The following is a 1,380-nucleotide window of genomic DNA, read 5'->3' on the forward strand; positions in this document are numbered from 1 at the left end:
TTGGGTGTCTGAGGGAGCGGCCACGATGTGGCTGTTTCTTCGGTTGCCGGCCCCAGTGAACTCGGGATGTTTGGTCTCGGGGTGGTGGGTGGTTGGTCGTTGTTTGAGAACTGCACAGTGGACGCGAGCATCTGTGGCCAAGTTTTTAAGGGCGCACGGTGGATGCCTTGGCACCAGGAACCGATGAAGGACGTGGGAGGCCACGATAGTCCCCGGGGAGTCGTCAACCAGGCTTTGATCCGGGGGTTTCCGAATGGGGAAACCCGGCAGTCGTCATGGGCTGTCACCCGCTGCTGAACTCATAGGCAGTGTGGAGGGAACGCGGGGAAGTGAAACATCTCAGTACCCGCAGGAAGAGAAAACAACCGTGATTCCGGGAGTAGTGGCGAGCGAAACTGGATGAGGCCAAACCGTATGTGTGTGATACCCGGCAGGGGTTGCGCATGCGGGGTTGTGGGATCTCTCTTCCACGGTCTGCCGGCCGTGGGACGAGTCAGAAACCGTTGATGTAGGCGAAGGACATGCGAAAGGTCCGGCGTAGAGGGTAAGACCCCCGTAGTCGAAACATCAGCGGCTCGTTTGAGAGACACCCAAGTAGCACGGGGCCCGAGAAATCCCGTGTGAATCTGGCGGGACCACCCGCTAAGCCTAAATATTCCCTGGTGACCGATAGCGGATAGTACCGTGAGGGAATGGTGAAAAGTACCGCGGGAGCGGAGTGAAATAGTACCTGAAACCGTGTGCCTACAAGCCGTGGGAGCGTCGCTGGCAGCACTTGTGCTGTCAGTCGTGACTGCGTGCCTTTTGAAGAATGAGCCTGCGAGTTAGCGGTGTGTAGCGAGGTTAACCCGTGTGGGGAAGCCGTAGCGAAAGCGAGTCCGAACAGGGCGTTTGAGTTGCACGCTCTAGACCCGAAGCGGAGTGATCTAGCCATGGGCAGGTTGAAGCGGCTGTAAGAGGTCGTGGAGGACCGAACCCACCAGGGTTGAAAACCTGGGGGATGACCTGTGGTTAGGGGTGAAAGGCCAATCAAACTCCGTGATAGCTGGTTCTCCCCGAAATGCATTTAGGTGCAGCGTCGTGTGTTTCTTGCCGGAGGTAGAGCACTGGATAGGCGATGGGCCCTACCGGGTTACTGACCTTAGCCAAACTCCGAATGCCGGTAAGTGAGAGCGCGGCAGTGAGACTGTGGGGGATAAGCTCCATGGTCGAGAGGGAAACAGCCCAGAGCATCGACTAAGGCCCCTAAGCGTACGCTAAGTGGGAAAGGATGTGGAGTCGCAGAGACAACCAGGAGGTTGGCTTAGAAGCAGCCACCCTTGAAAGAGTGCGTAATAGCTCACTGGTCAAGTGATTCCGCGCCGACAATGTAACGGGGCT

At 57.5% G+C, this 1,380-nt stretch carries 1 rRNA gene; it reads left to right on the plus strand.

Going from position 1 to position 1,380, the window contains the following annotated elements:
• Positions 1–135 precede the first annotated feature (135 nt).
• A 23S ribosomal RNA gene (locus tag ACWGPF_RS17530) occupies positions 136–1,380 on the plus strand; the annotation flags it as partial.

This window comes from Microbacterium sp. NPDC055683, assembly GCF_053617895.1.